Source organism: Phormidesmis sp. 146-20, assembly GCF_052939475.1.
Genome location: NZ_JBJPHT010000001.1, coordinates 331527 through 350459, shown reverse-complemented (window position 1 = coordinate 350459; position 18933 = coordinate 331527). Strand labels below are relative to the sequence as shown.

At 48.7% G+C, this 18933-nt stretch carries 14 protein-coding genes; 4 read left to right on the top strand and 10 right to left on the bottom strand.

The features are described 5' to 3' along the window. Position 1: 1 nt before the first annotated feature. The 9 genes from ACKFKH_RS01595 to ACKFKH_RS01555 form a co-directional block, all read right to left on the bottom strand. Positions 2–1006 (bottom strand): glycosyltransferase, encoded by a 1005-nt coding sequence (locus tag ACKFKH_RS01595; RefSeq protein ID WP_446856468.1) that lies wholly within the window; start codon positions 1004–1006, stop codon positions 2–4. A 290-nt stretch (positions 1007–1296) separates the two neighbouring features. Next, positions 1297–1803, bottom strand: a complete 507-nt coding sequence (locus ACKFKH_RS01590) for a chemotaxis protein CheW (protein ID WP_446856467.1) — start codon at positions 1801–1803, stop codon at positions 1297–1299. Positions 1804–1846: 43 nt separating this feature from the next. Continuing rightward, positions 1847–5083: a response regulator gene (locus tag ACKFKH_RS01585; protein WP_446856466.1), complete on the bottom strand. Its 3237-nt coding sequence runs from the start codon at positions 5081–5083 to the stop codon at positions 1847–1849. 40 nt (positions 5084–5123) lie between these two features. Beyond that, on the bottom strand, positions 5124–9380 hold the full coding sequence (locus ACKFKH_RS01580) for a GAF domain-containing protein (RefSeq protein WP_446856465.1): 4257 nt from the start codon (positions 9378–9380) through the stop codon (positions 5124–5126). 34 nt (positions 9381–9414) lie between these two features. After that, the gene (locus ACKFKH_RS01575) at positions 9415–10011 is read right to left on the bottom strand and encodes a chemotaxis protein CheW (protein WP_446856464.1); all 597 of its coding nucleotides are present in this window, start codon (positions 10009–10011) and stop codon (positions 9415–9417) included. 11 nt (positions 10012–10022) lie between these two features. Then, a complete protein-coding gene (locus ACKFKH_RS01570; protein WP_446856463.1) occupies positions 10023–10385 on the bottom strand; it encodes a response regulator transcription factor in 363 nt (120 codons plus the stop codon). An 85-nt stretch (positions 10386–10470) separates the two neighbouring features. Next, the gene (locus tag ACKFKH_RS01565; RefSeq protein ID WP_446856462.1) at positions 10471–11682 is read right to left on the bottom strand and encodes a response regulator; all 1212 of its coding nucleotides are present in this window, start codon (positions 11680–11682) and stop codon (positions 10471–10473) included. A gap of 897 nt (positions 11683–12579) precedes the next feature. Continuing rightward, entirely contained in the window at positions 12580–13311 is a 732-nt protein-coding gene (locus tag ACKFKH_RS01560) for a DUF4347 domain-containing protein (protein ID WP_446856461.1), read from the bottom strand. A gap of 772 nt (positions 13312–14083) precedes the next feature. Then, positions 14084–14608, bottom strand: coding sequence for a pentapeptide repeat-containing protein (locus tag ACKFKH_RS01555; protein ID WP_446856460.1), 525 nt, complete (start codon positions 14606–14608; stop codon positions 14084–14086). A 99-nt stretch (positions 14609–14707) separates the two neighbouring features. Here ACKFKH_RS01555 and ACKFKH_RS01550 point away from each other — a divergent pair, with 99 nt between their 5' ends. From ACKFKH_RS01550 to ACKFKH_RS01540, 3 genes are all read left to right on the top strand, one after another. After that, entirely contained in the window at positions 14708–15040 is a 333-nt protein-coding gene (locus ACKFKH_RS01550; protein ID WP_446856459.1) for an arsenosugar biosynthesis-associated peroxidase-like protein, read from the top strand. A 96-nt stretch (positions 15041–15136) separates the two neighbouring features. Then, on the top strand, positions 15137–16231 hold the full coding sequence (gene arsS, locus ACKFKH_RS01545) for an arsenosugar biosynthesis radical SAM (seleno)protein ArsS (protein ID WP_446856577.1): 1095 nt from the start codon (positions 15137–15139) through the stop codon (positions 16229–16231). 154 nt (positions 16232–16385) lie between these two features. Continuing rightward, positions 16386–17744, top strand: coding sequence for an aminopeptidase P family protein (locus ACKFKH_RS01540; protein ID WP_446856458.1), 1359 nt, complete (start codon positions 16386–16388; stop codon positions 17742–17744). Between the two features lie 123 nt (positions 17745–17867). Here the strand turns inward: ACKFKH_RS01540 and ACKFKH_RS01535 are convergent, their stop codons facing one another. Beyond that, positions 17868–18359, bottom strand: coding sequence for a MarR family winged helix-turn-helix transcriptional regulator (locus ACKFKH_RS01535; RefSeq protein ID WP_446856457.1), 492 nt, complete (start codon positions 18357–18359; stop codon positions 17868–17870). A gap of 110 nt (positions 18360–18469) precedes the next feature. Here ACKFKH_RS01535 and ACKFKH_RS01530 point away from each other — a divergent pair, with 110 nt between their 5' ends. Continuing rightward, on the top strand, positions 18470–18925 hold the full coding sequence (locus ACKFKH_RS01530; RefSeq protein ID WP_446856456.1) for a DMT family transporter: 456 nt from the start codon (positions 18470–18472) through the stop codon (positions 18923–18925). The last annotated feature ends 8 nt before the right edge of the window (positions 18926–18933 follow it).

Genomic DNA, 18933 nt, shown 5'->3' with positions numbered 1-18933 from the left:
GTCATTTAGCGCGAGGCAGCAATTTCTTCTTCAGCTTACCGAAGATTCTTTGAGCCGAGAGCTTGGCAATTCCTATATTGGTTAAGTTTTTGAGCGGGGATGAAGGGTGTTTTTTGTGATCAAAGAAGTCATTGATTTCGGTCAAAATCACCTGTAATCGCTGAATAATGGTCTCGGTGCGATGGTTTGTAAAGAAGGCTTCTGGAAGCTCGATCGGCTGACTTTCCAACACTTTAAGAATTCGCTGCACGTCATATTCTTTGCTATATCCCGCAATTTTGTGACAATTAAATCCTGGATCGAGATAGTCCGACAATCCGCCGTTGACGCTTGAGAAAACCTGACATCCACAGGCCAGTGCTTCCATCGGTTGTAGCCCAAATCCCTCGCTGACTCTCCGTTGTTGCCAATACTCTGCGGAATCGTAAAGATAAACTTTGGCACGGTTAAATAAACCCGGAAGATCATCTACATAAGAATCTACGACACAGACTCGACAACACTTTTGCAATGCTGGAATTAATTCTTGAACTAAATATTTAGAAGACTTGCGAGATTGTACCAACACATCAATATCACGCGCTAGATGTTGGTTTTGAAACTCGTTTGAGATCTGATTGGGCAAATAGTAAAGCAGTGAATGGGGCGATCGCTGTCCCCAGTATCCAAGCGTGTTGCGACTGACGGAGACGATCGGAATATCGGAAGGCAAAGTGAACCCATATCCTGAGCTGTGAGCATGATAAACCAGGTGATACTGTCTCAATCGAGCCGCAAGCTCGGCTACATCAAATCCCCAGCTAAGAACAAAAATGGCTTCTTCTAAAGCTATATTTTCGCGCAGCAGGTCATCTAGAAATATGGTTTCTTTTTCTCGCTGTCGATAAGTGACAACCTCGGCATCACAGACTTGTTTCGCCAAATTGAGTGTTTTTAACTCTGCCCACAATCCACCACAGGCAAAATTTTCGTCCGTTCCGGGAAGCAAGAAATAGAGTTTTCTCATAACACTCCTCAACAAAAAACGCCCTTAGATTGGTTCTCTCTACAGGCGCTAATCCTATCGGAGTCTGAGGCTAAATGGTGCGATCGGTATAGAAGTTTATTGTAATTAACGCGAATTTGACCCCTTGCGGGTAACTCGAAAAGAGCCAGCTCTTTCGCTTCGTTGCTCAGATCTTCTGCTCCCCAAGCGGCCAATTCTAAGGGACTTTCAGACAAGAGTTTCGGTTCAAAGTCTTCTCTTTATCGGAGAGTTGAGAAATCGTTAATCTATAACCAGCAACGCCCAAAATGCTACTTGTCAGTGGCTATCACACGGTCTAAAACTCGCTTCATGTCTAATAAAAAGATCGCAACGGTTGCCTTGCCTTGAGGTAAAACGGCTACCCGACTGGCGATATTTAGGGGATGCCCTTGTCGATAAGGTTCTGGGAGCTTGCGGATTGTGGAAGGCAGTAGCTCCATCAGGTCAGGCGGACTGTCCACTCGAATGGCACAAACCTCTTGCAAAACTTTTGTCACAACCAAAAACTGTCCCGCGTTGGGATGAGGATTGATCTGCTTGAGCGCCAAATGAGAATACAAATTTAGCACCGTGATCGCCTGATGTTTGAGATGCACCAGTTCGACAGCAGTAGAGGAATCGCGCAACTCTAAAGGACAATTCACCACTCTCAAAATGGCATCCATCGGCAATCCTAATCGGTAGCCCGCGATCGTAAAGACCACCACTTTCACCGATTCTAAAGCTACCTCCTCCGACACCACAGCCGTTGACTTATCCAGCAAAGACGATCGCATCACAACTCTCCAGAAAACAATAAAAGCCTAACTTTAGAATTCCCTATGCCTGACTTTTAACGTCCTTCTCAGCGATCAATCCGGCGATCGTGTCTAACAGCACAGGTTCTGTATAGGGTTTGGTCAAATACGCTGAAGCGCCCAACTGCGCCGCCAACTGCTGATGCTTTTCATTGCTTCGAGAGGTCAACATCACGACAGGCGACTGAACGGTAGAGGACTCCTGGTTATAGCGCATCAAAAACTCGAACCCATTCAAACGCGGCATTTCTACATCACAGGTGATGAGTTGAATTTCCTGATGCTGTTGGACTTGAGCGATCGCTTCCAATCCATCCTGCGCCTGTAATACTCGATAGCCAGCCCCTTCTAAAGTCAACGCCAGCGTTTGGCGCACTGTTATGGAGTCATCTACCACCAGCACACATTGAGGAGTCTCAGGAGTCGATCGCGCTAATTCTGGTACTTGATCGGGAATGATTGAGCGTTCTATCTCTGTTTCAATTGCAGCATTCGATCGTGGACTCCTTCCTTGGCTGGCCAGTGCGCCGCCGTTAATCGCCAAAATCAACTGCCCATCACCCAAAACGCTGCAACCGTAAATATAACTGGGGGGCGCGATCGCCGTTCCCATCGGACGAATCACCAATTCTTGCTCACCAATGATCCGATCAACTTCTAACCCAAACAGTTCGCCTTGTTGACGAATCAATAGCAGTGGCGAAATGTCACCCGCCAGCACTGGAAAAGACACCTCGCGATCCCGTTCGGAGGGCAAAAGAGACGACCCGTAGTTGACCAACTGTGACAGAGGATAAAGGGGAATCGGACGCGCTGCTTGTGACCAGTGAAACAGGCGGTGACCTGAAATGGTCTCAATCTCTCCGCTTTGAGTCGTGAGAACTTTCTCAACCTCGTCAGACAAAAATCCATATACGCCCTGCCCCACCTGACAAACCAGAAGCCGCGCACTCATCAACGTCAGGGGCAATTGCAGCGAAAAAGTTGTTCCTCGACCGGCTTCCGAATCTACAGTAATGCTGCCCTTGAGCGATCGCAGGCTCGATTTCACCACGTCCAACCCGACTCCGCGCCCCGACAGATCGCTCACCTGATCCGCCGTCGAAAATCCTGGCTCAAACAACAAACTAAGTAGCTCAGACCTGGAGAAATCATCGACGCGATCGGACGACAGCAATTGCAGCTCATAGCCCCGCCGACAGATCTTTTGCAAATCTAACCCTTGTCCATCGTCGCGCACGTCTACGATCGTTCGATTGCCTTGCTGGTAGGCGTGAATTTCGATCTGTCCCGTACTGGGCTTTCCTTGCTGACGACGCGATTCTGCGGCTTCGATGCCATGATCAAACGCATTGCGGATTAGGTGTAACAACGGATCGTAGAGCTTTTCGGCAACCGCTTTATCGACTAAAACTTGAGTGCCTCGAAGCTGCAAATCCACCGTCTTGCCGTGCGTCTCCATCAACTGCCGCAACACTCTGGGAAAGCGGTTGAGAATCGTTCCCACGGGCACCATTCGCACATTCATCAAGTCGTCACGTACATTTGACAATAGCCGACCCTGCTTTTTTAGACTATGGCTGGCTTCTCTGGAGACTAAATCGATCGCGTCTGTTCCATCTTCAAGCCGCACCACCTCCGCCAACGCAGACTGTAACAGCACATGAAACTCACTGTGGCGATCGAGTTCTAAGCTATCAAATAAGTTTTGGGTGGAATGATTCGCGAGACTGCTTTCAGAACTGGTGCCCAACCTTTCAAACCGCTTTCTCCGCTCCTGTTCGGGGGCAATCAGCATTTGGTCAGACCAGTCTCGCAGCCTTGTCATGGTTTGCTGGTGCTGTCTCAATCCATCCATCAAGTCTTGAAGAATCACCCGCAGCCGCTCATCTTGTAACGCTTGTTGATTGTGATTAATCAGTAGCTCACTGGTGGAATTGTTGAGCGCATCTAAATGCTCCAGAGCCACTCGAATGGTTGAAGATGTTGGGGTTTCTGACTGTGGATTAAGGGCGATCGTGGGTGACGGTTCTTCTTGGCGCAACTGGACAGATGATTCCTGCAACGGCTTGTTAGAAGTCTCTTCTTCCAAAACGTCCCACAGTTCAAACCTCGTCTCTTCTGGTGGGTTCACGACTTCGGGAAAGCTATTCGCAAGTTCTTCTAAAGCTGCGCCGAGTGAAGCAAACTCATCCAACTCAGGAACGGGCTGCACCAAAACAACAGCTTTAGAACTAGAAGGTTTGTGAGGTGAAATCGACGGTGGAGTGGGAGAAGGCGCTTTTGTCCAGAGGGGACGATTTAACAAAGCAATCAAACGCTGCCAAGATCCGGTTAGCCGACGTTGGGGAGTGGAGGAACGCGATCGCTGCTGGACTTTTGACTTGACAGTGAACTGTTTTAGCGATGCTGACGGTTCTCCTCCTCTGGTGCGATCGCCCGATAGTACCGCAATCTGTCCCCGTTGAAAGTCCGCCAAAGCGACCTGAGCGATTTCAGTCACGCGATCAGGATTGACTTTGAGGGCTGTTAGGGTAGTTTGAGCGATCGCCCCAAAGCCAGAGAGTCCCATCGACTCCGCCAAACCGACAAACACTTCTGATTGAGTTTGCAGTGTTTGGGTGAGTTTTGCGGGATCTTTTTCAGACAAAACGGCTGACAACTGTTCTAGACGTTCTTGCACGCCTGACTCAAAAATCGATCGGGTAATGTCAAACCCCAACTCAGCCGAACTGGGAATCGCCGCTCCCGGATTGAAGTGGTCGCCCAACTTGGTTTGCAACTGACCAAACACCAAAGTCGCCCGCTCTAAAACCTCGGTATCATTGGGTTCCATTCCCGCCAGGGCGGCCGTCAACGGCATCCGCAAACATTCGTAGCCCTCAAACAGCAGCGCTTCTAACTCGGCATCGATCGCTACTTCAGGCTGATAAAACGTTTTGAACACATCCTCCAGCGTGTGAGCCATCGTTTTCATGCTCTCAAATCCCACACTTGCCGCCGCACCTTTGAGCGTATGGGCTGCCCGCATTAGATTATGCACTTTTGCGAGAGAGCGACCCCTTGCGGGTAACTCGGAGAGATCGCGGCTCAAGCTCAACAAATCTTGCTCCATTTCCTGCAAGAGATCCTGCGCCTCAGCTAGAAAATAGGAATAAGCTTGCTTGCGAATGGTAGGGTCGGGAGTCATAGAAGTTTGAGTTTTGAGGTTTGAATTTTGAGCAAAAGTGGGGCCGTCAAGGTTGAGTTTTGAATCCACTGCAAGCAACTCAAAACTCAAAGCTAAACACTCAAAACTTTTAGTTCACCTTAAATTGCCCCACGCTGGTCTGAAGCTGTTGAGCCGTGATCATCAACTCCTGGAATGAAGTCGAAAGTTGACCCGACTGAGCCGTGTTTTTGTTGGCCAGCGTTGCCACATCTGTCATCGCCTGGGTAACAAGCTGTGATTGCTGAGTTTGTACTAATGTTGCTTGCGTGATTCCCTGCACCAATTGACTGATTTTTGCAGTTGCGGCCACAATTTCATTTAACTGTTGACGAGTGTCATTTACCAAAGTGGTGCCGCCGACAACTTGCTGGATTCCCAGATCCATTGCCGTTGCCACTGCGCCCGTTTCGGTTTGGATTTCCTGCACGAGTTTTTCAACTTCTCTGGTCGCATCCGCCGATTGACGAGCCAGCGATCGCACTTCATCCGCCACCACTGAGAAACCTCTTCCATATTCTCCGGCGCGAGTGGCCTCGATCGAAGCGTTTAATGCTAGCAGTTGCGTTTGGGTTGTAAAGTTGCTGATCAAGCTGACCACTTTTGAGATCTTTTGTGATGATTCACTCAGTCGCTTGATTTTCTTACTCGTTTCCGCAACTGTTTCCCGAATCGATAAAATGTTATCCACCGTCCGGTTCATCGCAGCATCTCCAGATCGAACGGTTTGGTTAGCCTGCTGGACTGCAATTTCAACCTGTTGAGCATTCGCAGCCACGGCTTGAGTGGCACTAACCATTGATTGAATCTGGTCTAACGCTCGTGTGACTTCTTGCAGTTGTTCTTCTGCTTGGTGAGACAGTTTGCCGATCGCGCCTCCACTGATTCGAGAAGTCTGAGCCACTTTGGTCGAAGCAGTTTGCACCTGAGACACAATCTTCCGCAAACTTTGAATCGTGTTGTTGTAGGCATCGGCGATCGTGCCCACTTCATCTTCAGTAATGGGAACGCGCACCGTCAGGTCACCAGAGAATACAGGCTGAATGGCTGCCAGCAGTTGGATCACGCGCTGTTGGAGTTGTTCTTTAGCCGCTTTTTCTCGTGCTGCTGATTTGGTTAATTGTTCTGACTGGACGCGCAACTGTTCGAGAGAATCAACCTGCTCCAGCGCAACCCCTAATTGAATCGAAATCTGGTTCAGCAGCGTCACGTCTGCTTCTTCCCAATCGCGAGGGCCCGAATTTTGATAAGCCGCAAAAATGCCCCATAGTTTTTGCTCAACCATCAACGGAACGAGAATATAAGCTCTCGCTTCAAACTTCTCTAAAAGCTCAACGTGGCAAGGATCATGACCCGCTTTGTAAATGTCATCGATCGCGAGACTCTCTCGATTGCGATAGCGTCCGCCTTGATTTTCTCTCAAATAGGTATCTTTGACGTTGGTTCCGACCTCGCTGCCCACCAGTCTTGACCAACCCGCACTGACCGACTCTGCGATAAAACTGCCGCTCCAATCAGGGCTAAACCGATAGACTGCGACACGATCGACCCTCATCAACTGCCGGACATCCTGCGTGGTCACCTGAAAGATTTTGTCAATATCCAACGACTGCCGCGAAAAGTCCACCGATTGACGAATGCGATCGCTGACTCTCGCTAAAGTTCTCTCTCGATCGCTCTGACGTTGAATCTGTCCCAAAAACTCAGTTTGCTGCAAGGCAATTCCCAACTGTGCGCCAATTTGAGCCAGCAGATTAACCTCAGACTCTTCCCACTGGCGAGGAGCCGCATTTTGGTAAGCTGCCAACAATCCCCAAAGCTTTTGCCCCTTAAAAATCGGCACAATCACATAGGCCTTCACCTGAAACTGTTCCAAAATCTCAACGTGACAGGATTGGTGCCCCACTTCGTAGATGTTGTTGACTGCAAAAGACTCGTTGTTGCGGTAGCGCCCGCCTTGAGTTTCTTGCAGGTGAGAATCTTCCCAAACCATCTTGTGGTCAGGGGTGACGAGCTTGACCCAGCCACTTGCAACCGACTCAGCAATATATTCACCACTCCAGTCGTGGTTAAACCGATAGACAGCGACGCGATCGGCTTGCAGCAATTGACGAATCTGCTGAGTGGTTTGCCCAAAAATGGTTTCAATGTCCTGAGACAGTCGAATCTTCTCAATTACAGACTTGCCCACCTGATCAATGACTCGGACAAAGCTGCGCTCTCGTTCTGCCACTTTAGCTAGACGATCGGTTTGGTCTTGCACCTGCCGCACATATTCTGCCTGCTGAAGCGCCACGCCCAACTGAGAGCCGATTTGCGTCATCAGTGCGACTTCTGCCTTTTCCCAGTGACGCGGGCCCGAATTTTGATAGGCCGCCAACAGTCCCCACAGTTTGTTGTCTTGAACGATCGGCACAATAATGTAGGCTCTGGCTTGATACCGCTCCAAAATTGTCAGATAGCAAGCAGAAAATCCGGCTTTGTAGATGTCATTGACGACGCGAAACTTGGTGCCTTTGGCGTACTTGCCGCCCTGGGTATCTTGAAGATAAGTATCGGTCGTCTTGAGACCGCCGCCCAACGTTTTTGCACTACATTCGCTGATATTGTCTTTGAGAATGGGGTTGTCTTCTTGCTCTTGCATCACCGAAGTCCAGCCAGTGGTCACGGATTCTGCTACAAACTCGCCACTCCAATCAGACTCAAAGCGGTAGACTCCCACACGATCGGCTTGCAGGAGTTGACGCACTTCTTGAGTAGCGGTCTTAAAAATGGTATCGATGTCCAGCGTGGTGCGAATCCTCTCAATCACCTCAGACGCAGCCCGCTCTCGCTCTGCAACTTTTGCTAACTGCTCGGACTGACTTTTGACCTGCTGCAACGTTTCTGCCTGCTGCAAGGCCACACCTAGTTGAGTCCCAATCTGCGTCATCAGCCCGACTTCGGAGTCTTGCCAGTTGCGTGGGCCAGAATTTTGATAGGCCGCCAACATGCCCCAGATCCGGTTATTTTGAACGATCGGCACAATGACATAAGCTCTGGCCTGATATCGCTCCAAAATGTCAATGTAGCAAGGGCTAAAACCTTCGTGGTGAATGTCATTCACGGTTCTAAACGTAGAGCCTTTTGAAAAGCGTCCCCCTTGGGTTTGCTGTAAGTAGGTATCTGTCGTTTTTGCACCGCCGCCCAAAATTTTGGCACTACAGTCGCTGATATTTTCTTTGAGCATCGGGTTGTCGATCTGCTCCTGTAGGAGAGAAACCCAGCCACTGGCGACCGACTCCGCAACAAATTCGCCACTCCAATCGGATTCAAATCGATAAATGCCCACGCGATCGGCTTTGAGAAACTGCCGAACTTCTTGAGTGGTGGTTCTAAAAATCGAGTCAATATCGAGCGATCGCCGAATCCGATCCAGAATTTTGAAGCTGGCTTTTTCCTTTTCATCCTGCTGACTCAGCTTGACCAAAAACTCGGACTGTTGCAGATTGATGGTTAGCTCTAAGCAGACTTGATAAAGCAGGTTAATTTCGGCTTCTTGCCAGAGTCGAGTTTTCGCACACTGTTGAACAACCAGCAACCCCCAAGGCTGACCGCCAATGACGATCGGGACGCTCAAATTAGCCTTGACCTGAAGCTTTTCGAGAAACTGATGCTGATAGGGGGTCAGATCAACTCGGTTCACATCCTCAATTACGACTACTTGCTGTCTCACATAGTCTTCTGGCTGGTCAAAACATAGGCAGGTGAGCGTTAAGCGATCGCTGATCGCTGGAGTCCACCCGCGCTGGAGCGATTCTGCCACCACCTTGCCCATCTCACCCGTCTCAAACTGGTAGATCATCGCTCGATCGGCTTGCAGCGACTCACGAGCTACCTTTACCACGACTTTGAGTAGCGCTTCTAGATCCGTCACTTGTCGCATTTGAGAAGCGATCGCTAGTAACTGTTTGCGCTGGTATCGGGTGGCTGCGGCAGTTTGTCCCTGGGAGCTTTTGGGTTGAGTGGCCGCAAATTCAGCCACCTGACGAAACAAATTCTGGACGTTGGGTTTGTCTAAAAGTCCTGCCCGTTTGAGTTCTGACTTTAACCCGGTCAGCGCGGTGATCACTTGTTGAATGTCTCGGTGAGAATCCTTTGATCTACCGTTGCCATTACTATTACCGTTACCATTGCTAATTGGCGCAGGTTCAAATTCTTCTGGCTCAGATGGTTCTTGAGTGTGACCGTTACTGTTGCCGTTGGGTTGAGATTCGGAGAGAAATTCTGAGAATTCTTCGAGGGTCGGTTCGGGTGAAAAGAAAGACGACATGTCCAGGGTCGGTTCGTTGCGACGAGAAGCTACCATGAGAAATTCCTCGATTTAGGGTTAGTCAAAATTACTAGTTCAATTGATGAAGGTGCAGACGTGGGTCTTGCAGAATGGCCGTGACCTCCAAAACGGTGCTGCGCTGGTCTTCGGTTGATTGCCGATCTGCCCCGGTCAAATACCCCTTGACAAACGGCAGCAATTTGGGCGAAAACAACTCAGACAGGGGCGGCTGGAGCAATTGGGGGTCATGTGGCTCAATGTCATAAACGTCTGGAACAGCGAGTCCGAGAAATTGCCCATTGACCTGAAGGACGATCGCCATACAGCTTGTCAACCGAGAATTTTGCTTAACCAGGGCATCTAACCCCACCTGATGAGCCAAATCCACCAGCCACAACACTTCACCGCGCCAGTTATAAATCCCTAAAACGCAATCTGGCATGTGAGGAACGGGCAAAACGTCCTGAGTCTGAAGGGTCAGCACCGCTGCAACTTCGTCTACGGGCAGTAATGCGTCTTGATCTGAGCAGAGCCGAAAGCGGAGAAACTTTTGCCCTACTTCGACGATTGCCTCATCCTCAAACAGACCCTCTAACCTCGATAGTCCGCTTTCATGGTTTGTGGCGATCGTCCAATCGAGTGAGAGAGCCTGATCTGACATATCCATCTTGACCCCCTCTACTTGATCAGTTGGCGAATCGTCTTGAGCAACTCCACCGGATCGACAGGTTTGGGAATGTAGGCATTTGCGCCCAGCATGTTGCCCCACATCTTATCGACCTCTGTATCTTTGGTGGAGCAAATCACTACGGGAATCTTGCTCGTATTGGGGTCTGCTTTAAGTTCTCGGCAAAGCTCAAAACCACTTTGACCGGGCAAGATCACATCCAGCACAATCAAATCAGGCTTGGCTCCATTCAACTTAACTTGAGCTTCTTCGCCACTTTGAGCGCTGACGACTGATAAACCTGCACCTTTGAGATAACTCGTCAAAATCTGCATTTCCGTCACGCTGTCTTCAACCACTAAAACCGTGCTCATAAATTCTTTTCCTCTTAAATGGGGTAGGGGGAGTTTTGAGGCTTGGGGTCTGAGTAAAGCCCTTGCACTCAAAGCTTTGTTGCACTTAAACGGCTAAGTATCTTTGAGCGATCGCTAACACTTTTTCAGCATTGACTGGCTTTGCCAGAAACCCAGAGGAGCCAACCATCTTTGCTCGCACTCGATCTATGATTCCGTCATTGCTGGTCAAAATCACGATTGGGATTGTTTTGAATAGAGAAACTCTCCGAATCTGAGCACAGACCTCGTACCCGTTGGCGATCGGCATCACCAGATCCAGAAAAATCAATTGAGGTTTTTGCTCAAGTAAAATCGGCAGCGCCTGAATTGAGTCTTGAATGCCGACAAACCGATAGCCTGCGTCAGTGATAATCTCCTCCATCACCTGACATTCTCGAACGCTATCGTCAATACAGGCAATCATAGGCGCATTAGAGATGGGCACCGAGGAGCCACCAACAGGAGCAGTTGGAATCCCTGAAGGAGGTGGGGTCGGGTGTGGCGATCTCTTCGAGTTACCCGCAAGGGGTCGCGTCCCGATTCCTGGAGTAGACAGATCTGGAATCTTAGTCAGGGCGACCAGCCCTTTGCGATAGAGGGGCACCAACACTCGTGTTAACTGCAACAAATCCTGCTTCATCAACACCGACAGGTCTCTCAGGGTGCGTCGTCCATCAACAAAAGACACCAGCGTTTTGTAGACCTTTTCGGAGGTGTATTGTTGAAGTTGTTCTGCATTTCTCAAGACAGGAGCCAGATTGGGGGAATGGTCTGCCAACCCCAGTGTGCGCCAGGCATTCCAGTTTTGTTGGATTTCTAGGAGTAGCTGTTCTGCATTCAATAATGCGAGAGACGTATCGAGAACATCTTCAGCGTCAGAGTTAAAGGTGACAGGTTTGGTTTCTTCTTGTTGAATGATGTCAAACAAGACTTCTGCAACGGTGCTGCGAATGATAGCCACTGCTTGCTCTGGTGTAATTTGCTGACGCTTAACTAACATTGCCAGGGTGTGATAGTCCTGGCAGTGTTCGCAGTTGTCCACTGCGCGAACGCTCGTTGAGACACCAGGGCTGACTTGAGTGTGCTGGGTCAAGTATCGCTGCCAGCGTCTTCTGGGATGAGGGCCACCGCTTGCCCAAACCAAACGCCCCATATACAGGTAAAGGCTCCATTGCTGGGCACTGGTTCTAACATCCAGTCGTCCTGTAAAATGCATCCGGCTTCGGACACCTAAAAGACCACTGGGTGTATCGGTAGATGAATCATCCACTAGCATGTTAACTTTCCCTCGTTGAGCGCCTGACTCATGTCAAAATTTTTTGTTTGTACCTAATAATTCCCAAGTCCGGTGTGGTATCTCTCAGCCTGGGGTTCTGGCGATCGCAATACTGATTCACGCGAGAGTGGCTATCGATCGAGCATTTGAACAGTGCTTAACAGCTTCAGTTTCTGATCTCTAGTCTTTTACCGATTTTGCCGCATCCATTTAAGAGAAGCGGTGTAAGAGATCATTCGTGAAAGTACTATTCCAGGTTTTAGAAGAACTCCTTGACTTGTGGCGATTTAGCCATTCGATCGAGTTGCATGGGATAGTTACAAAACGGTTGTAGCTGGGAGGTTTGGCGAGTCAAACAATCTTTAAGAAAGAGTGGTTCTGCGTCGCAATAAGCAGTTGGTCTAAATTTGACTTTGAACTTGATATTGAGTCGAGTCTATAGGTTGAATAATATAAAAAAACCACGGAAAACACTGAAGCTAAAAGCGCTCAACCCCTTACGGCAGCAGATCTACTTACGCAAGCCGTCACAGCTTATGAAGATTTAAGAATTAAAAATATGGATAGAATAACGCTTCTCTTTTGCGATGTAAGTTTTGTTTTATTGCAGTGTCTAAGCGCGTTGTACAGAAGTATTTGATATCAAATCAATTTGTGGCGTTGCTGAATCAGGGGATGAATTGCCCCAAAGCGGCGGGAAACCCAAGGTTCAAGGTGAAAGTTTTTCGCTTCGGGAACTAAAGAGGTTCATTGAACTGAAGTCTCTAATTAAGACTCTAAAAAGTTACGAATCGGAGCTTTCAACTCTCGATCGTGCTAATAAAAAAGGGCATTGAGTTTTAAACTAACCCAACACCCTGCATTTATTGATTAACGCAAGCTAAATTTGCTCACGGTCTAACTCAAGTCAAACGAAGCGGCATACGTGGATGTGACATTGGATTCAAAGGCAATCTTGGTCGCGATCGCGCCCGTATTGACTTCTAAAACCCAATCGCCGCCTTGACCCGTACGATCGTTGGAGGCAGCAACGTCTGCTTTGGCGAGGTCACTCAGCTTTTTGGCGAAGGCTGCCCCACCTGCGCCCGCTCCAATCTTGGAACCATAGAGCAGAATATCTGCATCTGGCGCAAAGGAGGTTGCCCACTTTTGGATACTGTTTTGGTAGATATCGAGCGATCGACTGGTCACTTGAGCGGCTCCCAGCGTAAACACTCCTTCATCTCCAAAGGACACAATATGAATCGCAGAAACTTGGGTGGCTTGGGCCAGCACTTGAGTAATCTGAGCAATGCCGTCCCGTTTTGCATCCAGAACAACCACATTGACCCCAGCGATCGCCCCCGCTACCAAACTTTTGTAATTGGGCAGCCGAGGGTCAATAAAGACAATTTGCCCACTCAGGGACTCGGCTGGCGTGGGTAGGGTAGTCGGTGTCTCGACAGGAGTGGGATTAGGTAAGGAAGAACTCGCTCCTAGCGGTGATCCGGTTGAGGCGGATCTTAGAGAGAGCCTGCTCGCCGGGTCTTGGATGGTTCCACTTGTGATCGGGGGCTTTTGAAAAAGCAGTTTTATTTCTCCAGACAAAGCAGCCGATGAGGACGTAGATGTTCCACTTATCCAGTTCATAAGTTTATTTAGGTTTCCTTGATATGACCAAATGAAGCACCCTCAAAACCCCAATGACCGTCGCAAATCCAGCATTCTAAAAAGAGGCTGGCGGAAAATTGACTTTTGTGAAAGAACTGACTCAAATGGTGAGAATTACTTAAGAGATTTCACGCAGAGATGGAACTGGCGATCGCTCAAAAGATGCACAGGTTCTGACCATTTGATCAATAGAACTACTTCCTCAACAAATCAATCACCCTCCCAAAGAATACGGAGTTTTTTCCTAACAATGATCGATCCTTACACTGAGAGTTCTGGCAGTCCGGAGTATTTAACACAAAAATTTAAACTTCACAAACTCTTCACAACGCACGATTAATACCTCTCTCGTAAGAGAGAAGACTTCTGTTCTAAAAGTCTCCTTAATTTTACCGAAGTTCGTAAAGTAACACCGTGAAGAGACGGTAAAGAAAGGGCTAATACGGAATCGAAAGCTCGATCGCTAAAGGAGCAAAGATTTAATCGCCCGTAATTCTGGCTAGCGGTTTGAACTGTGCCGACCAAAACGAAATCCACCCTGGCTGATTAGGAGGGCGGCTCTGCCTGCGAAGGTCGGTTTGTTTTCATAGCGGTGAATTGATGCGCCGGGGCTATTTAATCCTGAGTGTTACCCTACAGAAATTTTTGATTAATTAAAAGTAAAACCAGCGTTTTATAAATAAGATATTTTGATTCTTATCAGCATTTTAATATTACTTAAGCAACCATTCCAAAAAGCACTTGTTTGAGACTACTGTTTGTATTCGCGACCATCAGGCATTCTGGCACCTTTGAGTTGAGCGGAGGTTAAGTTTGCGCCCGTCATTTTTGCTCGAATAAAATTTGCTTTTTGGAGATTTGCTCTACTTAAATTTGCTCCTCTCAGATCTGCGCCTTCCAGAATTGCCCCCTGTAAATTTGCGCCCGACAGATCAGCATTCCTGAGATCTGCTCCATACAGATTGGCTTGAGATAGGTTTGCGCTCTGTAGGTTGGCATCTTTTAACTCAACCAGGGCGAGGTTCGATCGCTCCAAATTAACCTTCTCCAGCGTGGCAAAATTGAGTTTCGCACCCTGCAACGCTGCCGAATTGAGGTTTGCGCCCCGCAGATTTACACCGTCTAAAACAAAGCTGTACAAACTGACTCCAGGCAGGTCACATCCCTCGCACTGTCCAGTGTTGAGCAACTTTTGGAGTTGAGGTGAATCTGCTGCCACAGCCGTCGTGAGCGAGAACCCGAACGATAGAAAAATCAGGAGCGGCGACAATTTCATGGCGATCGACAATGGTAGGGTTAAATCGGTTAAAGAGTCGTGACGGGCCGCAACTCGCCTGGATCTTCTACCCTAAAGGATATGCCAAGGAGCAACCCAATGGAGCAATATTACAAACCAGAGCATCTTCCTCATTTTGGTCAGATCGGGGAAGGTAGCCCAGAACTTGCAGAAAAGTTTTTCGCGTATTATGAAGCGGTGTTTGCAGAAAGTGCTTTGTCAAAGCGGGAAAAAGCCTTAATTGCTTTAGCCGTTGCCCATACCGTTCAGTGTCCCTATTGCATTGATGCTTATTCTAAAGAATGCCTTCAGCAAGGATCTGATCTAGAACAAATGACAGAAGCTGTCCATGTGGCAACGGCGATTCGGGGCGGTTCTTCGCTCATTCATGGGCTGCAAATGCTTGATCATGTCAATCAGGTGGCGATGTGATCGGCGTGTTGAATTAACAGATTTGGATCATGAATTGTAGACACTTTAAAAGCTGAGGTCATGGAACTTTCTGAAACGCAGTCTAAAACAAATCTTTTGAGCCATTTTGAAGCGGAATCTGAGACGAGTTCAAAAAGAACCAAGGCAACGTCATTGCATAAGAGACATGCGCCACTGGCATCGACTCAATATCAACACAGCGTATTGGCTGACGTTGATCTATCCCACACCCTACATGAAGGCAACTTTGCTAAAACACTAGGACAACATCCTTTAACGCCTGCCAAATTAGAGATTTTTCAGATCAATATCGGCAAGTTGTGTAATATGACCTGTCGTCATTGTCATGTGGATGCGGGCCCCGATCGTACTCAAGAAAACATGAATCGTGAAACGATCGACCTTTGTCTTCGGGCCCTTGATCTGACTGAGGCTCGTACGGTTGATATCACGGGAGGCGCACCCGAACTCAATCCGCACTTTCGCTATCTCGTCGATCAATGTGTCGCACGCGGAAAACAGGTGATCGATCGCTGCAATCTGACTGTGTTGCTGTTACCTCGAATGGAGGATTTGCCTCAGTGGTTGGGAGATCGCGGGGTCGAAATTGTCTGTTCTCTGCCGCATTATCGTCAGCGCAATACCGATGCTCAACGCGGAGACGGTACGTTTGAGAAGTCGATCGCCGCTCTCCATCTTCTCAATGCAGCCGGATATGGACAAGGCGACCCCAAACGCAGACTGACGCTGATGAGCAACCCGGTAGGCGCTTTTTTGGCCAGTAGTCAGACCAAGCTAGAGCAAGAATGGAAGACAGGTTTGCGGAAGAATTATGGCATTGAGTTCGATCGCTTGATTACGCTAAACAATATGCCGATTTCTCGCTATCTAGAATGGCTGGAGCAATCGGGCAACTTGCAGACTTATCTAGAACTGCTGGTGAATTCCTTTAATGCCGCGACGGTGAATGGGTTGATGTGTCGCAATACGATTTCAGTGTCCTGGGATGGGCGGCTTTATGACTGCGATTTTAACCAAATGCTGGATCTGGAGTGTCGATCGAGCGATCGTCCCCCCCACATTCGGGACTTTAATCCCGTCGAACTTGCACAGCGTCAAATTGTAACGGGTCGTCATTGTTTTGGCTGTACGGCTGGGGCGGGAAGTTCTTGTGGCGGGGCATTGAGTTAAGGTGAGTTCAATGATGCGAGTTTATGTTGTGAATTCAATGTTGTGAGTTTAATGTTGTGAATTCAATTTGGTTTGGTGTTTAGAGCTTCTGCCTCCCAACTCCCCATTCTGGGAGACTTTGAGTTAATTACAGTTTCAAAGCGTCTTAACCTTCATGACTACACTTACGGATACACTCAAACGTCGTCGTCAACAGCTTGCTCAACTGATGGATCGCCCGATCGTTCTCTGGTCGGGCAGTCACAGTTCTCGTAATTTTCCGGCTAATACGTTTCCGTTTCGGGCGAGTAGTCACTTTCTCTACTTTGCGGGGTTGCCGTTGGAGAATGCGGCGATTCGGTTGGAGGCTGGAAAACTGACGCTGTTTGTGGATGAAGCGAGTCCAGCGAGTGCGCTGTGGCATGGAGCTTCCCCAACACGAGAAGAACTGGCCGCAACGATCGCCGCCGATGCTGCCTATCCCCTTTCAGCGTTAGAAAACCATGTTAAAGAGGCTGCCACAATCGCCGTTCAAGATCCGTTGACTCGACAGGAACAATCTCGCTGGTTAGATCGAGCGATCGCTTCGCCTAAGTCATCTCAAGGAGTAGATCTCGAATTAGCTCAAGCGATCGTTCGTCTCCGCCTCACTCACGACGATGCTGCGCTCGTAGAAATGCGGAAAGCGGCTGCTGTCACCGTAGAAGCTCATCAAGCAGGAATGGCAGCAACCTCTGATGCCAAACTTGAGGCAGACATTCGTGGTGCAATGGAACGGGTGATCATCGCTCACAATATGACTTGTGCTTATAGCAGTATTGTCACCGTGCATGGAGAAGTGTTGCACAACGATCGCTATCATCATCCGGTGCGATCGGGCGATTTACTATTAGCGGATGTGGGTGCAGAAACTTCGACAGGCTGGGCATCGGATGTGACGCGAACGTGGCCCGTTTCTGGCAAATTTTCAGCGACTCAGCGCGATTTGTATGACGTTGTTCTGGCTGCTCACGACGCTTGTATTGCCAAAATTCGTCCAGATGTGGAGTATCGAGACATTCACTTACTCGCCTGTGAGACGATGGCTCAGGGACTCGTCGATCTCGGCATTCTCAAAGGGCAACCTGCGGATCTGGTCGAGCTGGATGCTCATGCGCTGTTCTTTCCTCACGGAGTCGGGCACCTGTTGGGCTTGGATGTCCACGATATGGAAGATCTGGGCGATTTGGCGGGATATGAAGTGGGGAGAACTCGTAGCCAGCGATTTGGACTGGGATATTTGCGGCTCGATCGTCCTCTAAAAGCTGGAATGGTGGTGACGATCGAACCTGGTTTTTACCAAGTTCCGGCAATCTTGCAAGACTCAACCCATCGCGAGACTTATCAGCATGTGGTGAACTGGGAGCGTTTGGCAGAGTTTAGCGACGTGCGCGGCATTCGCATTGAAGACGATGTATTGGTCACAGAAACCGGATCTGAAGTGTTGACTGCTGACTTGGCGAGTGAAGGGGAAGCGATCGAGCGGCTAAAATGAGCGGCAGCAGATTGACCATAGCAATCAACGAAAAGACTCTCAACTGTCCGCTCCAACCGGGTTGTTCTGCCGCGTTTATACAGCAACTACCAAACACTTCAAGCCGTCACTGTTCATTTTTGACTACGATTCAAATGAAACTAAAAGCTTACGAAGCAACTGAGTGAGGGCTTCACGTTCTGACACCTTTAAAGCACCAAGAATGCGATGTTCATTGACAACGTGAGCTTCAACTGCTTTTTCAATGATACTAAAACCTTTATCAGTTAACTTAATTTGCGTTCCCCGACGATCGCTCGGATCGGGAATCCGTTGAACGAGATCAGATTGCTCTAAGCGATCAATGCGATGGGTCATAGTGCCCGATGACACCATTAAGGTATTGAACAACTCAGTGGGTGAAAGTTGGTACGGGTGCCCAGAACGGCGAAGAGTGGCTAGTACATCGAATTCTCCAACGGTTAAGCCAAATTCTGACAAGGTTTCTTGGATAGCTTGCTCTAAATGTTTGGCTAATCGTGTGAGCCGTCCAATAATGCCCATTGGTGAAACATCTACGTCAGGGCGTTCCCGTCGCCACTGCGCCAAAATCTTATCGACTGGATCAGAATCCATTGTGCAACTCACCTCTCTAAATTTCTTGACACTAAGTATCTTGACATCAAAATAACCGCTATAATCTCGATATCAAGTATCTTAACTTCAAGATAATGGAGGAGTTTCAGATGAATGAACGGACGATCTACTTTCTAGCTGCGCTAGCTGGCGGTGCTTTTATTCCTGTGCAAATTGCCCTAAACACATTGCTGCGGCGATATGTCGGTGAGCCAATGCAAGTGACCTTTGTCTCGTATCTAGCGGGGACATTGACCGCATTCTTCATTTGTTTCATAGCACGGTATCCCCTTCCCACTTCAGCGGCTCTTACTCAAAGCTCCTGGTGGATGTGGACGGGCGGCTGTTTAGGCACGATGTATGTCTGGGCAACCATTGTCGCGACTTTGAGAGTCGGAGCCACTCTGACGCTGGCGCTCACGTTTGCAGGGCAAATGATGGCTTCACTGTTCCTAGATTACTACGGAGCGATTGGATTAACAAAGTATCCCGCAAGCCCAACTCGAATTGCAGGCGTTGTTATCGTGATGCTGGGCGTATCACTAGTGGCTTACGCAAAGCGGTAAGTCGCGCC